Origin of the sequence: Capnocytophaga haemolytica (genome assembly GCF_001553545.1) — a bacterium.
Lineage (GTDB): Bacteria > Bacteroidota > Bacteroidia > Flavobacteriales > Flavobacteriaceae > Capnocytophaga > Capnocytophaga haemolytica.
The window spans coordinates 312,127-332,201 of sequence record NZ_CP014227.1 but is presented as its reverse complement, the minus strand read 5'-3'; the positions used below and the strand labels follow the sequence as shown (position 1 = coordinate 332,201).

Annotated in this window: 17 protein-coding genes and 2 pseudogenes; 10 read left to right on the top strand and 9 right to left on the bottom strand. The window is 47.9% G+C overall.

From position 1 onward, the window contains the following. Positions 1 to 118: 118 nt before the first annotated feature. The 3 genes from AXF12_RS01535 to AXF12_RS01525 all read right to left on the bottom strand — a co-directional run bounded on the left by AXF12_RS01535 (position 119) and on the right by AXF12_RS01525 (position 2,309). Positions 119 to 850, bottom strand: coding sequence for a DNA alkylation repair protein (locus AXF12_RS01535; protein WP_066427898.1), 732 nt, complete (start codon positions 848 to 850; stop codon positions 119 to 121). 99 nt (positions 851 to 949) lie between these two features. Then, entirely contained in the window at positions 950 to 1,390 is a 441-nt protein-coding gene (locus tag AXF12_RS01530; RefSeq protein WP_066427897.1) for a hypothetical protein, read from the bottom strand. Positions 1,391 to 1,709: 319 nt separating this feature from the next. After that, complete coding sequence (locus tag AXF12_RS01525) at positions 1,710 to 2,309, bottom strand: nitroreductase family protein (RefSeq protein WP_066427896.1); 600 nt, start codon at positions 2,307 to 2,309, stop codon at positions 1,710 to 1,712. Between the two features lie 715 nt (positions 2,310 to 3,024). Between AXF12_RS01525 and AXF12_RS12710 the strand changes: the two genes are divergently transcribed. Both AXF12_RS12710 and AXF12_RS01520 read left to right on the top strand, forming a co-directional pair. Next, the gene (locus AXF12_RS12710; protein ID WP_143325075.1) at positions 3,025 to 3,225 is read left to right on the top strand and encodes a twin-arginine translocation signal domain-containing protein; all 201 of its coding nucleotides are present in this window, start codon (positions 3,025 to 3,027) and stop codon (positions 3,223 to 3,225) included. After that, complete coding sequence (locus AXF12_RS01520; protein WP_394336599.1) at positions 3,131 to 4,141, top strand: amidohydrolase family protein; 1,011 nt, start codon at positions 3,131 to 3,133, stop codon at positions 4,139 to 4,141. Before AXF12_RS12710 ends, AXF12_RS01520 begins: the two co-directional genes overlap by 95 nt. A 54-nt stretch (positions 4,142 to 4,195) precedes the next feature. Here AXF12_RS01520 and AXF12_RS01515 read toward each other — a convergent pair whose 3' ends face one another. Continuing rightward, positions 4,196 to 4,879, bottom strand: coding sequence for a hypothetical protein (locus AXF12_RS01515; protein ID WP_066427894.1), 684 nt, complete (start codon positions 4,877 to 4,879; stop codon positions 4,196 to 4,198). A 119-nt stretch (positions 4,880 to 4,998) separates the two neighbouring features. On the opposite strand from AXF12_RS01515, the gene AXF12_RS01510 reads away from it, so the two are divergent. Continuing rightward, positions 4,999 to 5,481 (top strand): NADPH-dependent FMN reductase, encoded by a 483-nt coding sequence (locus AXF12_RS01510; protein ID WP_066427893.1) that lies wholly within the window; start codon positions 4,999 to 5,001, stop codon positions 5,479 to 5,481. Positions 5,482 to 5,577: 96 nt separating this feature from the next. On the opposite strand, the gene AXF12_RS01505 is transcribed toward AXF12_RS01510, so the two are convergent. Next, entirely contained in the window at positions 5,578 to 6,801 is a 1,224-nt protein-coding gene (locus tag AXF12_RS01505) for a YncE family protein (RefSeq protein WP_066427892.1), read from the bottom strand. Positions 6,802 to 7,070: 269 nt separating this feature from the next. Beyond that, positions 7,071 to 9,419 (bottom strand): annotated as a pseudogene (locus AXF12_RS01500) (TonB-dependent receptor). A 189-nt stretch (positions 9,420 to 9,608) separates the two neighbouring features. Between AXF12_RS01500 and AXF12_RS01495 the strand changes: the two are divergent. After that, a complete protein-coding gene (locus tag AXF12_RS01495; RefSeq protein ID WP_082752955.1) occupies positions 9,609 to 10,520 on the top strand; it encodes a helix-turn-helix domain-containing protein in 912 nt (303 codons plus the stop codon). A 167-nt stretch (positions 10,521 to 10,687) separates the two neighbouring features. Here AXF12_RS01495 and AXF12_RS01490 read toward each other — a convergent pair whose 3' ends face one another. After that, a complete protein-coding gene (locus AXF12_RS01490; RefSeq protein ID WP_074861063.1) occupies positions 10,688 to 11,917 on the bottom strand; it encodes a YncE family protein in 1,230 nt (409 codons plus the stop codon). Between the two features lie 245 nt (positions 11,918 to 12,162). Further along, positions 12,163 to 14,484, bottom strand: coding sequence for a TonB-dependent receptor (locus tag AXF12_RS01485; protein ID WP_066431670.1), 2,322 nt, complete (start codon positions 14,482 to 14,484; stop codon positions 12,163 to 12,165). Between the two features lie 353 nt (positions 14,485 to 14,837). Between AXF12_RS01485 and AXF12_RS01480 the strand changes: the two genes are divergently transcribed. The 6 genes from AXF12_RS01480 (at position 14,838) to AXF12_RS12445 (ending at position 19,135) form a co-directional block, all read left to right on the top strand. Continuing rightward, on the top strand, positions 14,838 to 15,842 hold the full coding sequence (locus AXF12_RS01480) for a helix-turn-helix domain-containing protein (RefSeq protein ID WP_066427891.1): 1,005 nt from the start codon (positions 14,838 to 14,840) through the stop codon (positions 15,840 to 15,842). Between the two features lie 397 nt (positions 15,843 to 16,239). Continuing rightward, positions 16,240 to 17,022, top strand: a complete 783-nt coding sequence (locus tag AXF12_RS01475) for an acyltransferase family protein (RefSeq protein ID WP_066427890.1) — start codon at positions 16,240 to 16,242, stop codon at positions 17,020 to 17,022. After that, positions 17,023 to 17,298, top strand: a complete 276-nt coding sequence (locus AXF12_RS01470) for a hypothetical protein (protein ID WP_066427889.1) — start codon at positions 17,023 to 17,025, stop codon at positions 17,296 to 17,298. 20 nt (positions 17,299 to 17,318) lie between these two features. Further along, positions 17,319 to 18,221 (top strand): DUF6268 family outer membrane beta-barrel protein, encoded by a 903-nt coding sequence (locus AXF12_RS01465; protein WP_143325074.1) that lies wholly within the window; start codon positions 17,319 to 17,321, stop codon positions 18,219 to 18,221. 323 nt (positions 18,222 to 18,544) lie between these two features. Next, positions 18,545 to 18,718, top strand: a complete 174-nt coding sequence (locus tag AXF12_RS12450; protein WP_231909877.1) for a type 1 glutamine amidotransferase family protein — start codon at positions 18,545 to 18,547, stop codon at positions 18,716 to 18,718. Next, a complete protein-coding gene (locus AXF12_RS12445) occupies positions 18,719 to 19,135 on the top strand; it encodes a type 1 glutamine amidotransferase domain-containing protein (RefSeq protein ID WP_231909878.1) in 417 nt (138 codons plus the stop codon). Between the two features lie 629 nt (positions 19,136 to 19,764). Here the strand turns inward: AXF12_RS12445 and AXF12_RS01455 are convergent. Beyond that, a pseudogene (locus AXF12_RS01455) lies at positions 19,765 to 20,061 on the bottom strand (UDP-N-acetylglucosamine--N-acetylmuramyl-(pentapeptide) pyrophosphoryl-undecaprenol N-acetylglucosamine transferase); the annotation flags it as partial. Positions 20,062 to 20,075: the final 14 nt, after the last annotated feature.

Genomic DNA, 20,075 nt, shown 5'->3' with positions numbered 1-20,075 from the left:
TGAAGTATAGTTAAATATAAAAAGTCCTATTGCACAACGCAGCAGGACTTTTTTGTTATTCATTATGCACTATACATTATTAGTTATGCACTATACACTATGCACTATTAGTTATGCACTATTCTTTGTATTTTCGTTTAGCGTGTTTGATGATCCAATGGCGGTGCGGAGTAGCGTTAGGGTCTGCTGCCCAGCGGTCTAAGAGCAATAGGGCAGGGGAAGGGTTCAGTTTGAGATAGTCGGCAAGGTGATTGCCTACGGATTTCATCACAAACTTGATAGGGTCGTCTTTTAGGAGTTCTAAGATAGCGAATACAGGTGTAGGGTTTTCGGTAAAGAGGTCTAACTTCTTTGCCCAAGGAAGTTTAGGGCGCAATCCCTCAGAGGAGAGACGCCGCAAATGGAAGTTATCGGATTGTGCCCAGTGGGTCATCTGTGGCAGCATTTTATCAGTATAACGAGTGATGAAAGGGCGTACGGCATACTCTGCGGTATTGCGTTTGGTGATCGCCTCTAAGGCTTGCATCGATAGCTGAAAGTTGTCTAAGCCATATACTTCTACATATTTGGCTATGGGCATTACCCAATAGTAGTCAGTAAACATACCCGTCTCTTTGGGGTTTTCGTCTCCTAATATTTGCAACAGGACGCCAATGCCGTGCTCATAGTTGCCAAATACTGTATATAGTGCATCGGTGATACAAGCCACTCTACCTGTCAGGGCATAGTCTAAGAATTGAGCTGAGAGGGCTTTTTTAAAGTTATTACGAGAAAAAGTAGCATCTACCGCATTGATTTTATCCGATAATAAATCGACTAAGTTATACCCAAAATGGTCTTTTAATTGCATCTGTTTAGAAATTTAGAAGTTAGAAAAAAAGAAAAGCAGCGAGTAACGAGACTACCCTCACTACTCACTGCTTTAATTTGTTGTGCTCATAGCATCTTACTACTTGCTACTTGCTTCCTTCTTAAAGGCTTCTTTGCCGTCAATGTAAAGAACGCCTTCGGCACTGTCGTACTTGAAGTTACCGCCCTCGTAAAGGTTATCGCCTTTCTTGTCGAGGATAGTGTTTTCCTTCATTGAGGTAAAGATTTCCACCTTGCTCTTGTCGGTGTTGAAGAGCGCAAAAGCACTGATGACGGTGCCATTGTCCTCTATAGGGTTGAGGCGTTCACCCTTATCGAATACGCGGAGGCAGCGCTGTTGGAGTTCACTCCAGCTTTCACCTGTGGAAGGTTTACAGCCGTGCTCGTCTTCATCACCGCCCATTAGCGGTTCTTCGGTCATTGCCTGAGCCTCGTCGCTGGCTTCCTCAGGAGTCTTGGGTGTGTTGTTGCCGCACGCCATCAAGGCTGCTGCACTGAATAAAAAGATAATTTTTTTCATTGTAAATTATTATTTTAGGGGTTAGTGATCAGGGGTTAGTGCAAGCCAAAGTCCACGAGTGCTCATTGGCGAGTATATCTGGCAATTTTGGGCTTACTTCTGACCTCTGATTACTGACCTCTAACCTGATTAATACTGCTGCAAAGATAGTAAATAATGTGTAATGAGCAATGATTAATTTTAAGCTACTTACACCCTGTGTTTCACGTGTCAGGAATATACTTAAAATTCTGTAAATCAATAAGTAAAGTATAAAAATATGCCTCTTACACACTTAGATTGTAAGAGGCGTATTTTCTAAAAGCTACTCCCTAAAAAACTATAACTTAAACTCCTTTACCACATCGGTGAGAGGCAAGCGCGTTTTAGGTCGTTGTGATGGCTGGTTACGGTCGTCGTCACTGCGGTAGCCGATTGCCACAGCAAAGAGGGTTTTGTAACCATCGACTTTCAGTAGGCGGTCGTACTCCTCAATGAGGATACCCTCCATAGGGGTGCTATCAATACCCATCGCGGCACACGCACTGAGGAAAAACCCAAGGGCGATGTACACCTGTCGGTCGATCCACTCCTGTACGAAGGCAGCTCCTCGGGGCTTTTGTATCTTCTCGTAGAAGCCATAACCCATCTCAGAGGTTTTGTGGAGGTGCGCCTCGAAGGCACTGTCGTTATTGTGGGCGAGGAATACCACTAAGTGGCTCGCTTCATTTATGCGTTGCTCATTGATGTACGAGATGCGCGCAAACTGCTCCTTAGTAGCCTTGTCGTCAATGAAGACAAACTGCCAAGGTTGCGAGTTGATCGATGAGGGGGTAAGACGAAGTATCTCCTTGAGGCTCTGTATCTTATCCTCACTTACGAACTGTGAGCGATACGCCTTAGTGGTATATCGGCTCTGTGCTAATTCTAAAAAATTCATACGCTTTATTGTTAAATGTTTCTGCAAAGATAGTACTTTTTTAGAAATGAGAAATTAGAAAAAGAGAAATTAGAAAGGAGAAGTCGGAAATTAGAAAAGAGCTATATGCACTAATCTCGCAGCTTATCTGCTGTTCAAGTGGGGTTCACTACGGATGCAGTACGGACACAGAACGGACACAGATCGAACAAAAGTAAAAGGATAGTGGGAGGATAGTAAGAAGATAGTAGGAGGATAGTAAGAAGATAAGCGGATGCTAATTGAATAAAACCCTATTTTTCAATAGGTTACAAAAGAAGAAAAATCAGTAATCAGAAGCGAGCAGCAAGTAGCCAGTTCGCACCCCTGAAGCCTCAAGCCTAATGCCTAAAACCTAAGTGCAAAAGTACAAAGAATATTCCACACCACCAAAAAAATACGCGCTACTCATTGCTCATTACGCATTAATTTGTATCTTTGTACCCTAAAACTGCCTATGCAGATGATCCTCTAAACTAAAGACAATGTATAAAGTATTATTTTTAATTTTTCTCCAAAATAATTTGGTAAACTGCATTATTTTTCGTCACTTTGCCCCCATAAACATAAAAACATAATTGTAAATTTAAATAGGTCATTATTATGAAGAAACTTTTAATCGTGATGTGCGCCTTTGTAGGGCTGATGGGTTGCAATATCACTAATCCTTAATCACTAATCCCTAACAACTAAACAAATGAACAGACGTAATTTTATTGCAGCCTCAGCCTTAGCAACGGCGGGTATGGGGCTACCCTATCGCAATGGAAGCGAAGACCAAAAAACACCCTTTAAAGCGGCTTATAGCCCTCGAAGAGCACTTTACCTTGCCCGACCTATCTGCACGCGTAATAAAGTACCTTACTGGGCTAAATGGAGGTGTTTCTCCTGTCAGTGATACGCAACGCAAGTTGATGCAAATAGTCCTCCCCGATGATGCTATTAGCGAGATAGGCGCGCGCCGCTTGGCGTATATGGACGCGGCGGGCATCAGCGTGCAGGTGCTCTCTTACGGACCAATGTCGCCACAGAACCTGCCCGATACGGTGCTGGCAGCAGAATTATGCGCTGAGGCTAACGACCGCCTCTCGAAGCTCATTGCCGAGCACCCTACGCGCTTTGCAGGCTTTGCCCTCTTGCCTATGTCTGCCCCCGATAAGGCAGCCGCCGAATTGGAGCGTGCGGTTAGGCAGTTGGGCTTTAAGGGTGCGATGATTTCAGGCTCGATGAATGGCACTTTCTTTGATGCGCCGCAGTTTATGCCCGTCTTTGAGAAAGACGCCGACTTGGGTGTGCCACTCTTTATGCACCCTGCCATTATCAGCAATAAGGTGGTGGTAGATTACTACTTTAAGAGCGATGCGTGGAGCGATGTGGCTGGGACGATGTTTGCTACGGCAGGCTACGGTTGGCACGCCGACAGCGGTATAGCCCTCTTGCGGCTTATCCTCTCAGGACTGTTTGACAAGCTGCCTACACTTAAAATCATCTCAGGGCATTGGGGCGAACTCTTGCCATTCTACCTCAACCGCTTGGACGACCAGCAGAGCAAGACGCTGAGCCTCAATCAGCCTATTAGTGCGTATTTCAAGCAGAATATCTACGTATGCCCCAGTGGCTTTTTCAATGAACACCAGTTGGTGTATTGCGCCAACGAATTAGGAGCTGGCCGTATCCTCTTTGCCTGCGACTACCCCTTCTTGCAGCCCACTGACGGTAAGGCGTTCTTAGAGAAGTCGCCACTGAGCAAAGAAGATAAAGAGCGGATTGCCTATAAGAATGCGGAGAAACTGCCTTTAGTGCATAGTGCATAGCAAAAAACAGCCTGAGCACACGCTCAGGCTGTTTCTTTTATGATGATAAAACGTTTATAACTTTATATTAGGCGCAAGGAAAGCTCCTGAGGCAGTAACTTCCTTAAGCACCTTATCGCCTTCTAATACTTGTAGGGTAAGGGTAGCGTTCTTATCCTGATTTCTCGATACAGCACCTACTTGAACAAAATCAAAGGCTTTATCCATTGTCCTTGTATAGCCATTTCCAACAAGTTGGTCAACCTGTATGTTGGTTGTTGTATTATCAGTAAATGAGAAAGTCAGAGTTTTTAATTCAACATTGTTTGAGGCGTATATCCTAACCGTATGAGCACTTTTACCTACTGCATTGCTATCAGTATTGATTAAATGTATATTAGGGGCAAGGACAGCTCCTGAGGCACTCACTTCTTTAAGCACCTTATCGCCTTCTAATACTTGCAGGGTAAGGGTTGCGTTCTTATCATTACTTTTTGATACAGCGCCTACTTGCACAAAGTCGAATGCTTTATCCATTGTTTTTGTATAGCCATTGCCAACAAGCTCATCAACCTCTATGTTAGCTGTTGTGCCATCCGTAAACGAGAATGTCAGGCTTTTTAACACTACATCGCCTGAGGCTTGTATCTTAACCGTATGAGCTCCTCCATTACTTCCACTATTACTGTTACTGTCGCTGTCTTTGCTGCAAGACATTAGCCCTAAAAAGGCTACCATTACAATTAAAATTCTTTTCATAAAATATACTTTTTTAAAATTCAGGCGGCAAAAGTACAAAATAATTTATAATGAACAACAGATAATGGATGTTTTTGAGTAATCAAGGCTACACCAGAGGTTAGTACTCAGTTCACAAAATTACGTGCTACCCTCTGATCGGAACGCTCTCGAACACATCTCGAACGAACGCCGAAGTATTAGACCTCAACGATTATGAGGCACCGCTCTACCAATACCAGCGCGAAGAGCGCGAGGGTATCCCACAAGTAATCAAGTCTTTGGCAGCAAAGATTGACGCTGCCGACCTCTTGGTGATTTCGCTGGCAGAGCACAATGGCAACTTCAGCACAGCCTTCAAAAACACTATGGACTGGCTTTCGCGTGTGCCTAATCGCAAGGCGTGGGGTGATCGCCGTGTGTTGCTCTTAGCCACCTCTCCTGGTCCGCGTGGGGCACAAAGCGTGCTCAACATCGCTGTAAACGAGTTCCCTTTCCGTGGAGCCACCGTAGTAGGGAGTTTTTCATTGCCTTCTTTCGGCGATACCTTCGACACCGAAAAGGGCTGTATCAAAGACCCTGCTAAGGACGCTGAATTAAAGCAGTTAGTAAACTCCTTGTAAGGAGAGAAAATAGAAAAGTAGAAGCCAGCCGTCAGTAGGGTATATCTTACTGGCGGCTGGCTTTATTCGGTGTGCACATTGCACTCGTCCTACGACCTAAAACTGATGCAATACCGTAGGCACGCCCACAGTGCTCAGCGCAAAGTTGGCTTTGCCTGTGGCGGGGTCGTAAAGGTAAAAGCCCACCCGCTCGGTGCTGAGGCTCGCAAGGGCTACCTTGTTGCCGTAGTGGAAAATCCCCGTAGCAAAAGGCACGGAGTAAGGCACGCCAGCGATGGGGGTAATAGTCTTAGCCTTTAAATCCATAAGCACTGCCAACGCATTCTTAGAGGCAAAGGGGTTCTGCGCATCTACCAATTCAGCAAGGGCTACATACGCCACTACCTTCCCGTTGCCGATGTACTGGCAGTTGTAGATAGACGCTGGTTTATACGCTGTCCCTGCTATGGTAGTCTGTGAGATGTCCCACGTGCGCGCCGTGTCAAAGGTGGTATCGGAAATGGTATCAACAGCTGGTATGCACACAAAACCGTTCTGCTTATGGGCAGGATTTAGCCCAAAATAGCCCGTACAAGCGATGTGTATATCCCCCTGCTCATCGGTGAATATCATTCCCTCATTAGTAGGGCGCGTAGCCATCAACAGACCGCTGCTCTTCTCTGAGAGTACCTTTACGACCTTATCGGTACGCGTATCAATAACTGCCACATCTACCTGCAAATAATCATCGTAAGGCTGATATTGCTTCACTACCTGATGCAATGGCAGATAAAAATAATTGCCCCTGACGATGCCATAGCTCGCCTCGGGGTTGTTATCGCTATGGGAGTATGGTTTTAGGTCAATACTACCTGTCTTTTGCATCGTTTGCGGATTGACAATCGTTACCTCACCAATGCCGTAATGGGGTACATACGCCTTGCTGTCGCTTACTTTGATGAGGCTAAAGCTCATCGACTGAGTAGGTAGTTTCAGGCTTGCTCCCTTGCGAAGTGTAGCTGTGGTGGGGTCGTACTGATAGGCGGTAATCACATCCTTAGAATCGCCGTGCCCTGCATCGAAGCTATACATCGTATTGCCGTAGAAGTTCGCACTTTCCGCAATGGGGATCTGTTGTGCGTTGCTGTTGTCGATACTGCCCTCAAGCGATTTGAGGAGTTGCAAGTACGACACCCCTGTAGTGCCATCAGGGCTATCGACATTGGTTTGCAAAAGGATATTACCTCCTTTGGGGTTCTCATCAGGGCTGTTGTCATCATCTTTCTTACAGCCCGCAAGTAGCACCAAGCTACACAGTGGTAAAATGAATTTGTTGAACATATCTATTTAGAAATTAGGAGTTAGGAATTAGAAAATAGAAGTTTTCTAAAGCTAACTCTGGTTAATTACTTGGTTATTTTTACAAGCCATATATTACAACCCCCCGCCCCCTTCAAAGGGGGAGAGTCCAAAGTAAGTTATATTCTCCGGGGTTGTTTTATATAGTCAGAAATCGGAGATTAAACGGGTTCGGTACGGACACATAACGAAGTCAGACGCTCGAGTTCGTTGTGTGTTCGTATTTTGTCCGTTCTTTCTGACCTCTGTCATTAAAATATAACTCGCAGTTTCACTGCCCAGTTGATACCAGGTAGGGGGCGATTGAGTTCGGTGTAGGTTTCGGCGTTGGTGAGGTTGCGCACTTTGCCCGAGAGGAATAGGTGCCGATCGCGAAGGCTGTGCTCAAAACCTACATCGAGAGTGGTATGGCGGGGGATACGGCGTTTCTGTAAACGGGTGAGCTCAAAATCGTAGTAGTATTCTTCCACAAAAGCGAGGTCAAGCATTAGGCGCGTGTTCTTTCCGCGTCCGCCAAAGAGGTTTTCACGGTGATACTCCACCCCTGCATTGGCAAGCAGATAAGGGATATTGGGCATACGCTTATTGTAGGTAGGATTGGCCATGTGGCTCAGCGGCTCTGTTTCGCGCTTATCGCGCAAGTCTTGATAGGTAGTATTGCCATAGACGTACAGTGAGGGGGATACGTCCGCTTTGGCTTCAAACTCCACGCCTATGGTGCGCATCTGCCCAAAATTGACGTACTGTGCGCCGAGTAAGCCTTCTGTGTAGCGAATCATATCCTCTAAGTGATTGTAAAAGAAATTTAGCTCTATCTGGGCATTGGTAGGATGTTTGGCTGTGAGGTCGTACAGCAGCCCTACATTCGCAGAGGTATTGCGCTCAGGGGTGAGTGCTTCTGAGGGGGTGATGCTGACCCCATCGCCAAGGAGTTCGCTCTCAGAGGGGATACGCACATCATAACCTGCCGAGAGCTTGCCCATCAGCGTAGGAGTGAAGCGATAGCGCAGCGCATTGCTGAGTCCTATCTCGCTTTTGTCGAGGTCGATATAGCGGCGTATACCCGTGTGGGGGTGAGCTTTCTCGGTGTGCATTGTGTAGCGATAGTAGCGCAACGTGAAGGAGTTTAAGAATTTATCTTTTGGGGAGCGATAGTCGTAAGAGAGGCCTGCCACAAGGCTGCGCATTCGTGATGGGAAAGCGGTTTGCCTGCCGAGGGCTTGCTCGCGCAGTGCGTCGTGGGGGTAGCCATTGGCGAGGGTAAAAAGGGTGTTAAGACTCAGCGAATATTGCTCACTAAGCAGGTACTCGAGGTTAGTGCGATTCGCAAAAAGCGTCTTGCGGTCGTCAGAGTCGGTGGGGTAATCCAAGCCGAGTTCGCCGCCATAGCGCGAGGGCGATAAGTAGGAAGAGCCGTCCCACTCATAGCGGCGTAGGGCTTTATCCACTAAGGATAAGCGCAAGGCAGAGAGGTTGCTGTAGCTGTCAAGCGATAGCCCCGCAGTGAGGAAGTCGTGCTTTTTGAGTTTGAGCACCACTCCATACACCTCTGTGCGGCTATGTGCCTCGCGCACATCGTGCTCAATGCCTTGTATTTCTTTGTAGGTACGCACGTATATCGGTTCGAGTTCTATAGCGTTAAAATACCACTTCTTTGCCTTAAGGCTCCCCCCGATGATGTACTTCTCAAAGCCATCGTGAGTGCGGCGCACCTTTGCACCCTTGCGATTGGGGAGGGTCATCTCATAGTCGTTGTCGGCGTGGGTGTAGCTCGCTCCGAGCCCGAAAGTGAGTCCCCGCGCTTTGAGGTTACACTTGAATACTCCCTGCGCCTTGTGGGTATTAAAGGACTCTAATCCGTAGCTCTAATCAGCATAGCGGTCGGGATACTCACGGATAACGATATTCACCGCTCCACCCAGCGCACTACCCCCGAGGCGAGCAGGCACCACTCCTTTGTAGATCTCAATGCGGTTGATCATATCCACGGGAATATCGTTGATATCCACATAATCGGTTTGGTCGCCAAGCGGGAAGTCATCTACAAAGAAACCGATGCGCCTGCCCTCTAAGCCTCGCACCGAGATACGTGAGGCACTACCCACACCGCCTGTGGAGCGGAGGGTAACCCCTACCGTCTTGGTAAGGATATCCTGCACATTGGAAGCCGTGCCACGCAGCGAAGCCATATCCAGCACTGTTACCGGCATAGCTTGCTCCTTCATCGCGCGGGCTTTGCTCTTTGCCGATACCACCACCTCACCGATGTTTTCAGCTGATTCCTCTAAAGCAATATTGAGAACTGTATTACCACGCACTGCAAAAAGGCGTTTTTGAGAGGTATAACCCACGAAAGAGACGTGTAAGGTATATTGCCCCCTTGAAATATTTTTAAAGCTAAAAAAGCCCTTATTATCGGCAGAGGTACCTTTTTGGAGTTCTTCTATATAAACGTCAGCCCCTGAGAGCGGGGTGTGGGTGGTGCGGTCGGTGATAAGCCCGCTGAGAGATTGAGCAAAGCAGGAGATAGAGAGTAAAGAGAAGAGAGTAAATAGTAATGTGCAGAGAGAGGTACTTATTTCTGACTCCTGACTTCTCATTTCTAATTTCTTATCCCTCTGTAAGTTAATGAATGGTGTTGGCATAATCTTCACTAATTATTTTGTCAGTTCGGAGATTTTATTTACTTTTGTTCTAAATTACAGAACTGCGGGGCAAAAGTACTGCCTTTGCCTCGGACAGGTTTCAAGCTGAATGGCTATTTTTTTAATCTGATTAGCAAAGTGATTATGACAAGGATTAATGACGTAGATATGAGCGAGTTGCTCGCTATACAATCCTTTGAGAGTGAGGAGGCTATAGCGTCGGTATACACTGGGTTGGAAGTGCTTTCGGGTCAGTTCTCCGTAGCGGCATCACCCGTAGGGGGATACCATCTTTACCAGTGGCATTCTGAGTTCGAAAGAGATTTGTGCATCGAAGAGGTGATGCGCGTGCCCTCGGTGCGCTTTTATCTGAGCGATAGCACCTCAAAAGGTTTTCAAATAGACTTAGGGAAGGACTACCACACGGTGATGCAACAAGGGATGTGTAATGTGCTTTTTTGTGGAGAGGAGCACATAGGGCGACAGTATTTTGCAGCAGAAGACTCCACGGTCATCACCACGTTGGCTATTGCCGCCGATGATTTTAAGCAGATAGCCGGGCGGTATCCTAGTGTCTTTATGGCAGACTACAAGCGATATGAGTGCGGCGAGCAGTTTTTGCTGTCGCCTGCGCAGCACCTTTGTGCTAATGCTGCCGTACGCGAGGTGCTTGGGCAGCTCAGTAGGGCAGAGGCTTTGGGCAATGCTTCACAGCCTTATGCCGAGCTCAAGGTGATAGAACTCTTGCTGTTGCTCTTCACTCAACGCGATAATGCCATAACTCACCCACAGCAATACTGCAAAACCCCCGCCGACCGCGAGCGCATTGCTCAAGCGGCACAGCTCATCACTGCCGACCTGCTGCATACACCTTCCATTACGGAGCTGGCGCGTGCCGTAGGACTCAATGAAAAGAAGTTATGCTATGGCTTTAAAGAAGTATACGGCAACACTGTTTACGGCTATCTCTTTGAGTATAAGATGCAACGAGCACAACAGCTGCTGGTAGCAGGTGGACTCACCATCAGCGAAGTGGCGTGGCAATGCGGCTATTAGCACCTTTCACATTTCTCCACAGCTTTTAAGAGGCGATGGGGTGTTACTGCCTCAGAGGTTAGGTCGTAGGACGAGTACAACGTGCACACCGAATTAAAAAGCCAGCCGTTTGTGGGATATTCCCACAAACGGCTGGCTTCTTGTTTCTGATTACTAACTTCTGGCTCTTACTTCTTAAATTGATGAATAAAGTTGGGTAAGCCTTCAGTAGCAAAGGCAAAGGTGGCTTTGCCTGTAGAGGGGTCGTAGCGGTAGAAACCTCGCTTACTTGCGGAGGAGTTGCCGATGAGGTAATAGCGATCTGCAGGGCGCAGGCTGATAGCTTCCTGACTGCTGGGCTCTATACCCTCAATCTTCTTGATGCTCTTAGCGTTGAGGTCGACGAGCACAGCTACGGCGTTCTTAGAGGTCATTAGATTCTTAGGGTCGATGAGTTCACCGACAGCCACATACGCTAAGGCTTTGCCCCCACCAATGTACCAGCAGTTGTAGATAGAAGTCGGTTTGTAGCCCAAGCCTTCAATGGCGGTGGTGGATATATCCCAGCTGCGCGCCGTGTTGAAGTCCTTGCTGCCACTCGGGATACAGATAAAGCCGCATTTGGTGTTTGCGGGGTTGTAACCAAAATAGCCCGCACAAGCGATGTAGATGTCGTGGCTTTCGTTCTGGAACACCATTCCTTCTTCCATTTGCAGACTTGGGAAGGCAAGCCCTGTGGTTTTCTCAGCGATAAGGCTCTCTACCTTGTCGGTTGTGGTATTGATAACGAGCACATCGCTTTGCTGGTAATCGTCGTAAGGCATCCACTGGTCGGTTATTTGGTTGAGTGGCAGGTAGAAATAGCCATCGCGCACGATGCCATACCCTGGTTTAGGGGTATTGCCTTGGTGGGCATAGCTGCTTATATCAATCTCGCCTGTCTTTTGCATCGTCTGCGGATTGATAATCCACACAGTACCCGTAGTATAGAGTGGCATATACGCCTTGGTATCGCTTGCCTTTACGAGGTTAAAAGCCATTGTTTGAGGCACTTTAAGCTCCCCGCTCTTAGCAAAGGTATTGGTAGCGGGGTTGTAGAGGTACTTGCTTACCGCACTCTTGGAATCGGGGCTGGGGGCTACATCAAACACGTACACCTCATTGCCATAAGCGCAACGCCCTGAGGAGAGCCCTACTTGCTCTGCCTTCTTGTTGTCTATAACTCCTGAGGGGTTGGTGATAAGTTGCAGGTAGCTGGCACCACTGCGGTGTTGGTCGCCATTCTTCACTGAGGTTTCAAGAAAGAAACTTCCTGTGAGTGTCTCGCCTTTATTAGGATCTGGGCTGTTGTTGTCGTCTTTCTTACAGCCTACGAGTAGCGCAAGGCTACATACGGATAAAATGAATTTGTTGAACATATCTATTGTGATTAGTGATCAGTGGTCAGAGGTCAGGGATCAGACGCATACCTGATATATACCGCAAATACTGATCTGGTTAATTACTTAATTTCAGGGGTCAGAAATCAGAGATTAGACGGTTTCGGTACGGACACATAACGAAGTCAGACAGCCTAACTTCGTTGCGTGTCCGTATTTTTTCCGTTCTTTCTTTCTGACCTCTGATCTCTGGCGAAGCCCTGACCTCTAATTTCTGGCGAAGCCTAAAATATTACCCGCAGCTTTACTGCCCAACTGAGTCCTGGTAGGGGTCTGTTGAACTCGGTTACGACCTTTTTGTCGGTGAGGTTGCGCACTTTGCCTGAGAGGAATAGGTGTTGGTGTTTAAAACTGTGCTCGAAGCCTGCATCGAGGGTGAGGTTGCGCGGGATACGGCGTTTGTCGAGTTGGGTGAGCTCAAAGTCGTAGTAATATTCCTCGATGAAGGCAGCATCAAGCATCAGGCGGGTGTTCTGTCCTGTGCCTCCGAAGAGGTTTTCGTGGTGGTACTCCACACCTGCGTTGGCAAGCAAATAGGGGATGTTAGGCATACGCTTGCCCTTGGTGGGGTTGGGCACAGTGCTGCTGTGCTCATACTGCCGAATATCGCGCAGGTCTTGATAGGTGGTGTTCAGATAGCCATAGAGCGAGGGGGAGAGGTCGGCTTTGGCGTCAAACTCCACGCCTATGGTGCGCATCTGCCCAAAGTTCTGGTACTGCGAACCCAATACGCCTTGGGTAAAGCGGATCACGTCTTCTATCTGCATATAGAAGAAATTGAGCTCTATTTGGGCATTGGTGGCGTGCGCCCCCGTAAGGTCGTAAAGCACCCCAAGGTTGGCACTGAGGTTGCGCTCAGGCAGTAGTTCCTCAGCAGCTATGGTGTTTACCCCATCGCCCAGCAGTTCGTTCTCTGAAGGGATACGCACTTCATAGCCTGCGGAGACTTTCCCCATCAGTGTGGGCAGAAAGCGGTAGCGCAGGGCATCGCTGAAGCCAAAGTCGCTCTTGTGAAGGTCAATGTCCTTCACACCACTGCCAAAGACAAAGCCCTTGCGGGTGTTGAGATGGTAGTTGTAATAGCGCGCAGAGAGGCTATTGAGCAGGTGATCGGTACGGTCGCGATAATCGTAAGAGAGCCCTGCTACCCAGCTGTACATATCGGAATCGAAGTCGGTTTGCTTGCCCATACTCAGCTCTTTTAGCGGGTTGTGGGGTTCACCTTTGGCGTAGTTGAATTGTGAGTTGAGGTTGAGCGAATGCTGCTCGCTGAGGATATACTCGAGGTTGATGCGATTGGCATAAGTGAGCTTGCGGTCGTCTGAGTCGGAGGCATAGCCCAAACCGAGTTCGCCGCCATAACGTGAAGTACTGGGATAAGAAGAGCCGTCCCATTGGTAAATGCGCTGTGCCTTATCGACCACATTGGCTTTTAGCGAGGCAAAATTGTGGTACATCGTCAGTGAAAGTCCGTCTGTAAGAAAGCCTTCTTTCTCGAATTTGGTAACCACGCCCAGCATATCAAGGTAAGAATGTGCCTCGCGCACGTCGTGCTCAATGCCCTGCACTTCTTTGTAGGTACGCACGTAGATGGGCTCTACTTCTATTTCGTTAAAATACCACTTCTTCGCCTTAAAGCTACCGCCGACCATATACTTGCGATAGGCATCGTGGTTGCGGCGCACTTTAAGTCCTTGGTGGTTAGGGATTTCCATCTCATAGTCGTTGTCTGATGAGGCATATACGCCCCCAATGCCCAAGAGGAGACCGCGCTTTGGGTCGCTGCGCTTGAAGACCGCTTGTGCCTTGTGGGTATTAAAACGCTCGAGGGTATAGCTCAGGTCGGCATAGCGGCTGGGGTATTCGCGCAGGACGATATTCACCGCTCCACCCATTGCTGAGCCGCCAAAGCGCGCAGGCACAACGCCCTTGTAAATCTCAATGCGGTCGATCATATCCACGGGTATGTCGTTGATGTCCACATAATCGGATTGCTCGCCCATAGGGAAGTCGTCTATAAAGAAGCCGATGCGCTTGCCCTCGAGTCCACGTACGGAAATACGCGCCGCACTGCCCACACCACCTGTGGAGCGGAGGGTAACGCCGACCGTCTTGGCGATAATGTCCTGCACATTGGAGGTAGTGCCGCGCAGGGAAGCCATATCAATCACCGTGATGGGCATTGCCTGCTCTTTGATAGCACGGGCTTTGGCTTTAGCTGAGACCACCACTTCACCAATGGACTGGGTTTCTTCCTCAAGGGCAAGGTTGAGGACGGTCTCGCCACTGACGCGTAAAGGGCGTTTTTGAGATTTATAGCCGATGTAACTCACGCGGAGGGTGTAAGTGCCTGCTGGGATATTTTTAAGCGTGTAAAACCCCTTATTATCGGTGGAAGTACCTTTTTGGAGTTCTTGGATATAGACATCTGCCCCGATGAGCGGGGTGTGGGTGGCGCGGTCGGTGATAGTGCCGCTGAGAGACTGAGAAAAAGAGAGTAGAGAGAAGAGAGTAAAGAGTAATGTGCAGAGCTGTTTATTGCACATTTGGGTGTTATAATGGTTGTCTACACATATAAACACCCCCTGCCCCCCCTCAAGGGGGGAAGTGCATACCGCATTACTTTTCTCATTTTCTATTTTCCTGATTTTCTTTATATTGTGGAATGCTATTCTCATAATCTTGTGAAAATATTTTGTCAGTTCAGATGGTTTATTTACTTTTGTTCTAAATTATGCTATCAGAGTGCAAAAGTAGGGCGATTAATGAAGTATGTGTTATACCTCATTGGCTTATTTTTATACCTGATTAGATTTGAGGTGTGGGGTGTGGGGTGTAAGGTGTGAGCCTCCCTCATACCCCAGAGCCCAGAGCTCAAACCTATTAAAATAGAAAATGTATGCGAAATATCAACGATGAAGATATACAGGAGTTGCTGATTGAGGGTATGCAGCAGCGGGTCAGTAGTGAGGAGCAGATGCAGGGTCTACTTAAGGAGCTGGAGGCTCGTACGCAGGCGATGCGTTTCGAGGTGGTGCCTACGGGGGCTTATTACCTCTACAAATGGCAGACGTGCTTTACTGAGGACACCGCCATTACTTCGCATATGGACGTGTCTTCGCTGCGTATCTACTTAGCAAGCCACTGCCCTAAGGGTTTTATGGCGCGGGATAGTCAGGGTAATGAAGGACATATCAGTGAGGGGACTTGCAATGTGGCGTTCTGCAAGGAGGGCTATGGCGGGCGTCTCGCCTTTGCTGGAGGTGCGCCTACGCAGATTGAGACAGTGGCACTCTCTGAGGAGGGTTTTAGGCGTATTGCCGAGCGATACCCGCAAGTGTTTATGTCGCACTTTTTGCGCTATGAGCGCGGCGAGCCTTTTGCGCACAATGCGGCTGCGTATCAGCATAAGGGAGCTGCGATACAGCAACTGATGCACCAGATGGAGCAGTCGCCGCTGATGGGGGCTGCTGGGCAGGTGTATGCGGAGGTGAAACTGACGGAGTTGCTGTTGCTGCTCTTTGGCGATGTGGAGTGTGCCGCTCCTCAGCACTTTAAGTCGGCGGCGGAGCGTGAGCGTTTAGAAGAGGTGTGTAGGCTTATTACTGAGGATTTGTTGCATACGCCTTCTATCGCGGAGCTAGCACGTGCGGTGGGCACGAATGAGAAGAAGCTGTGTTACAGTTTTAAGGAGGCGTATGGCACTACGGTCTACGGCTATCTCTTTGAGCACAAGATGCAGCTGGCACGCCGCTTGCTCGCAGAGGCGGATATGAACGTGAGCGAAGTGGCGTGGCAGTGTGGGTATACGTATGTGTCGCACTTCTCAAAGGCATTTAAGAGACGCTGGGGGGAGGTGCCTTCTTTAATGAGTAAAGAGGTGCAACGTGCACACCGGTTGTAGGACGAGTGCAACGTGCACACCGAATAAAGCCAGCCGTCAGTAAGGCATACCCCTACTGACGGCTGGCTTCTTGTTTCTGGTTATTGACTTCTAATTTTCTAATTTCTCTCTTCTAATTCCTAAAAAAGTGTGTAAAATGGTGGTTTTTGGGTGGCTTTGTAATCCGTTGATTGTTCGGTGGTTATTCGCTAAACCTAATACTAACCTAATACTATCGTAATACTGTGGTAATACTGAACTATGTTGTGTGTTCGGGATGTGTTCGAGAAGGGTTCGAGATGTGTCCGTACTGAACGGCAGTTAGGAGGCGGGGGAGAGTTATGCAATTCTAATTTCTCCCTTTCTCATTTCTTAAAAAGCTGTATTTTTGCCCCCTGAAAACTTAAATAATAATCGTATGAATGCAACAACAGTAAACGCCTCGGGACGTGCTTTTGAATTGGATTTTGCCAAGGCATTGGCTATCGTTTTTATGGTGCTGGTGCACTGCTTTGAGACCTCGCCTATTGGGCATAGTGAGGCGTACCCCATCTTTGGGACGGTGGTGGAGTTCTTGGGGTCGCAACCAGCGGCGGCGGTCTTTATGTTTTGTATGGGGGTCGGTATGGTCTATACGCGGCACAGTGCCCCTGCGCTGTTGGCACGGCGCGGGGTGAAGCTGCTCATCATCGGCTATGGGCTGAATCTCTATCGTGCTATAGTCGAGGTGTTGGGGTATTTTATCGGCACAAGCGATGCGGGGGAGCTCCTTGGCGACTTTATCACCTCGCTGCTCATCGTGGACATCTTGCAGTTTGCGGGTTTGGCGTTTCTCTTCTTTGCGCTGATGAAGCGATTAGGCTTGTCGGATAAGGCGACTGGCGTTGTGGTGCTGGGCTTGCTGGTATTGGCTCCTTACTTGTCGCGCTTTGGCGAGGGGTGGTACAGCTATCTCATTGGCGACTTTTGGTATCAGAATGAGGAGACTGCCTTTCCGCTCTTTCAGTGGCTGCCCTTCCCAATGGCGGGGATATACTTTGGCAAATACTTGAAGGAGGCAACTGATAAGCAGCGGTTTTATGGCTATACCGCAGCAGTGGGAGCTGTGCTCTTTGCCCTCAGCACAGCAATAGCCCTCTATACTGACCGCTCCGTACAGGACTTCTTTGATGAGAATTACTACAATATGAACCTCTTGTAGGTGCTTTGGAGCTTGGGGGTTATCCTCTTGTTGCTCGCGCTGTACTACTTTGCAGTGGGCACGATGCGCGACAATGCCCTCACCGAAACAGCGACTTTTTGCAGCAAGAACATCAACCAGATATACCTCTGGCAGTGGGTGCTCATCACTCCGCTGGCACTGCTCACGGCTGTATACCTCCCTGTGGATACGCCTCTGCTGTTGCTCGTGGAAACGGCGTTAGTGCTGTTTATTTGTGTGCTTATTGCAAGGAAAACGAGTTGGCTGAGGATATAATAATTTTAACCATTTAAGCAATGAAAAAGATACTTTTGTTAATGGCTTTTATGCCTTTGTTTGCCGCAGCGCAAATCATCGTGAGGACAGACCTTACTACTAACACCAAACTTAAAGACCACAAAGTGCCTGATGATCAAAAACCTATAGAATTGGGGTCGGGTGATATGCTCAAATACTCAGTGCAGGGGATGTTGCCAATTTCCTTTGAGCAAAATGAGGCGGGGCAGCCTACTGCTTGGATGGTGGGCTTTTCGGCGTCTTATGCTACGCTGAGCAACAAGGGCGAGGCGGTAAAACTTATGCCTTCAAAGCTCTTTGGGGCAGGACTGAATGTGATGCACTTGCGCCCTATCTCAGATCGGTGGTTACTGATGTGCTCTCTTGGTGCGGGGTTCTACTCTGATACGCAACATACTACTTGGCAACAGGTATTGGGCAATGGGGGTGCTATCTTTGCTTACCAATGGAAACCTAATCTGCTTATAGGGGCAGGGGGCGGTGTGAGCAATGCTTTTGGTCTGCCGATGCTTATGCCGATGTTCTACCTAAAATACAGCCTTGAGGGGAAGTATGAACTCACTACGGAGCTTACCAACACGGCTAAGATTACGGCTGCACGCCGCTTTGGTGAGCACTTTAAACTTGAACTAAACGCCCTTGAGATGGACGGCTCTACGGCTATCATCAAGCACAATGATGATTGGAAACTCTTCGGTATGATGGAGATGAACCACAGTCTTTCGCCTGTGTATTACCTGAGTAAGAATGCGTCTGTTTTTGGCAGTGTAGGGCTTACCAGCGTGCGTTCGCCTAAAACCACTGACCGCAAGCTCTCTTTGAAGAATATGTTCGGTGGTGATAATGAATACCGTTTTAATGCTGCTATGCACTTTGCTATAGGGTTTCGCTATGGAATGTAGGGGGGGTAGGACGAGTGCAACGTGCACACCGAGTTTAAAAGCCAGCCTTTTGTAGGTATATCCTGCAAGGAGCTGTCTTTTCTTTTCTAACTTCTCCATTTCTCATTTCTAAAAAAGCTGTATCTTTGCGAACGAACTTAATAAATAATCACGTATGAAAAGAAATGTATTCGCTGCGGTCGTACCGCTTATTTTCAGCCTTATGGTAGGTGTAAATGCTTCAGCACAACAGAGAAACCATCTCACTAAAAAAGTGCTATTTGTAGTAACAAGCCACAGCAAGTTGGGCAATACGGGGAAGTCCACAGGTTTACCTCAGCGAGGTGGCGCATCCGTGGGCGGTGCTCACCGAGGAGGGTTATACGGTAGACTTTGTAAGTCCTAAGGGCGGTACGCCACCTGTTGATGGGGTAAAGCTCGATGATCCTACAAATAAGCAGTTTTGGGATAGCCCTGAGGGTAAGGCAAAGCTCAACCGCTCACTTAAACCTTCGTAAGTGAAAGCAGCTGATTATAAGGCTATCTACTATGCAGGCGGACACGGCGCAATGTGGGACTTCCCTAATGACAAAGCCCTTGCGAAGATAGCTGCCAGCATTTATGAGCGCGGGGGTGTGGTAGCCGCTGTATGCCACGGTCCTGCGGGTTTGGTGAATATCAAACTTAAAAACGGTAGTTACCTCATCAAAGGAAAGCGGGTCAATGGTTTTAGCAATGCTGAAGAAGAAGCCATACAGCTGACTAAGGTGGTGCCTTTCTCACTTGAGAACACGCTAAAGGAGCGCGGGGCACTTTATGAGTCATCGCCGTTGTGGCAAACGCACGTAGTAAGCGACCAGCGTGTTATCACAGGGCAGAACCCCCAATCGGCAACGGTAGTGGAGGAAGCTATTAAAGAGGCACTCAGCAAATAGGCGTTAGGAATTAGAAAGTAGAAATTAGAAAAGCGAAGTCAGCCGTTGCGGGTAGTACTGCAAGGGCTGGCTTCTAATTTCTGGCTACTAACTTCTGATTTCTCTTAATTGTGAATGGCGTATGTGGGTTTCTTATATTCCTTCCCATTTCCATTTGCGGGTGTATTCTTTTGTGTTGTTATAATCCATAATTCTACTATTTTTCACTCTCCTATTACGTCATTGGTTGATATAAAGTAAGGTTTTCGCTCTCGCCCAATGATTTTGCCCGCACGATTGATATATAAGATATAGAGTATCTTGGGTTTTTGATAAACATACGTTGTATTTTGAGAGACTGAAAACTGCCATACGGCAGAAATGCACCTCTGCACTTGATAGTTGAACCTACCCTGCCACTAATTTCTCCAAAAAAAATTGCTCATTTCTAAAATAATTCGTATCTTTGCGGTCTAATAATCTTAAAAAAGAATTTTAAAATGGCAGCAATTGCAAATTATGAAAAGGCTTATACGCCTGAGCAGAGACAGTTAGCCGATCACCTCATCGGCTTAGAACGCTCCGCCCTTGACAAGTGGTTCAAAGGCGATACTTCGGGCTATGCTAACCTATGGTCGCAGCACAGCTTTACCTATTACGGCATCGGGTTTAAAACGCTTGATAATGCTCCGAGATTTCAGCAAGCTACTGATGAATTTCAAGGGAAATAGCAAGTTCTGCAAGGTAATTTTACGCTGAATGCCCGAAATCCAAAGCCCTTCAATAGGATAACCCGCCTGTGGTACCTTTTGCATCTCCATACGGTCTTTGGCGCCCACAAACAGAATGTCGGCATCTGGAATACGTCTTTTCAATTCATCGGCAATAGCGATAGCAGGAAAAATATGCCCGCCTGTACCTCCTCCTGATATGATAAACTTTTTCATTTCTCGTTCTAATT

Excerpts from the sequence above, each read along its gene's own strand:
- AXF12_RS01535 (WP_066427898.1), bottom strand. The coding sequence starts at position 850 with ATGCAATTAAAAGACCATTTTGGGTATAACTTAGTCGATTTATTATCG.
- AXF12_RS01530 (WP_066427897.1), bottom strand. The coding sequence starts at position 1,390 with ATGAAAAAAATTATCTTTTTATTCAGTGCAGCAGCCTTGATGGCGTGC.
- AXF12_RS01525 (WP_066427896.1), bottom strand. The coding sequence starts at position 2,309 with ATGAATTTTTTAGAATTAGCACAGAGCCGATATACCACTAAGGCGTAT.
- AXF12_RS12710 (WP_143325075.1), top strand. The coding sequence starts at position 3,025 with ATGAACAGACGTAATTTTATTGCAGCCTCAGCCTTAGCAACGGCGGGT.
- AXF12_RS01515 (WP_066427894.1), bottom strand. The coding sequence starts at position 4,879 with ATGAAAAGAATTTTAATTGTAATGGTAGCCTTTTTAGGGCTAATGTCT.
- AXF12_RS01505 (WP_066427892.1), bottom strand. The coding sequence starts at position 6,801 with ATGTTCAACAAATTCATTTTACCACTGTGTAGCTTGGTGCTACTTGCG.
- AXF12_RS01495 (WP_082752955.1), top strand. The coding sequence starts at position 9,609 with ATGACAAGGATTAATGACGTAGATATGAGCGAGTTGCTCGCTATACAA.
- AXF12_RS01490 (WP_074861063.1), bottom strand. The coding sequence starts at position 11,917 with ATGTTCAACAAATTCATTTTATCCGTATGTAGCCTTGCGCTACTCGTA.
- AXF12_RS01485 (WP_066431670.1), bottom strand. The coding sequence starts at position 14,484 with ATGTGCAATAAACAGCTCTGCACATTACTCTTTACTCTCTTCTCTCTA.
- AXF12_RS01480 (WP_066427891.1), top strand. The coding sequence starts at position 14,838 with ATGCGAAATATCAACGATGAAGATATACAGGAGTTGCTGATTGAGGGT.
- AXF12_RS01475 (WP_066427890.1), top strand. The coding sequence starts at position 16,240 with ATGAATGCAACAACAGTAAACGCCTCGGGACGTGCTTTTGAATTGGAT.
- AXF12_RS01465 (WP_143325074.1), top strand. The coding sequence starts at position 17,319 with ATGAAAAAGATACTTTTGTTAATGGCTTTTATGCCTTTGTTTGCCGCA.